Below are 1116 nucleotides of genomic sequence, written 5' to 3'. Positions count from 1 at the left end.
TGCACGCGAATCTGATTGCCGGCCGCATCGTATTCCCAACCCGCACTGCTGATCCGATTCGATGTTTCATCGTAGCTCAATTGCGCGTGCCCATCGCGGGCCACCACCGCGCTGCGCGATGGCGCGCACTGCAACTGTCGCGGTGAATTGCTCAGCTCGAATGTGCTATCGGCGACGCGGGCGCTGATCGTATGCGCCTGCCGATCGCGTAAACTCTCCGGCAACGCATAACTCCAGCCATGCTGGCCATCACCGATTCCTGCCGATTGTAGATCGCTTCGATACTGATCCGCGACAACGCGCGCCAAAAAATTCCCATCAACGAAGAGGTCAACTTGGATCGGTGTCGTCGGTTGGCTGGCGTCCCATGCCCAACCCCACAATTGATTGCAATCCGCCCCATCAAAGTAACCGTTGTACTGGGGCGGTGGCGCCGAGACGTTGATCGCAGCGGCTGGGTCAGCCGCCTCTCTTCCGGTGAAGAGCGAAAATGGCGAGTCGTTCACCACGCGCCAAGGATTGAACTCTCCCAACGGGTCCAATCGCCAAGCCAACAACTCGGTCGGCAAAACGACCTTGGGATCCGGGCGCTGCCAACCGAAAGCACGCGCTCGTTCGCGCTGCGCGGTGGAAGGTTGATCGCCTGCTCCGGCCAGCCTCGCGACATCTGACGACGGCTCCTCGATCTGTCGGGCGAGCTGTCCGCCAACAGCGACGCTCGTCCGGTTCCCATAACGATCATAAGTGTACTGCTGCCACCATCTGTTGTCGCCGCTCGTCACGCGAACCAGACGCCCTAACGCATCATATTCGTAAGTCTTATCTTTGCTCCTGTCGAGATTGTTGATCACCCGCGTCAACTGCCCGGTTCGCCCCGCGCTCGTTCCCGGACGCAAATAGTCATAACTGAGATCGAGCAGGCGCACCGCCCCGCGCGTCACCTGCTGGTTCGTGAGCAGACCGGTCGCGGCATCGTAGTTGTAAGTTTCGATGACCTGATTCGCCCCGGTGCCAACTTGCAACGAGGTCGTCTGGCTCGCGGCATTGTACTGCAAGTTTGAAGCGTAATCCACCCCATGTAATCGGTCAATACATTCTGGACTGGGAACCACCTTC

General features: G+C 59.2%; 1 pseudogene. It reads right to left on the bottom strand.

Annotated features, from left to right (window positions below):
• Window positions 1-1112 (bottom strand): annotated as a pseudogene (locus C4334_RS12085) (RHS repeat domain-containing protein); the annotation flags it as partial.
• Between the last annotated feature and the right edge of the window lie 4 nt (window positions 1113-1116).

Source organism: Pyrinomonas sp., assembly GCF_040289685.1.
In the GTDB taxonomy this organism is placed as follows: Bacteria; Acidobacteriota; Blastocatellia; order Pyrinomonadales; family Pyrinomonadaceae; genus Pyrinomonas.
Note: the sequence above shows the minus strand (reverse complement) of the source record. Positions and strands in the feature narration are given on the sequence as shown.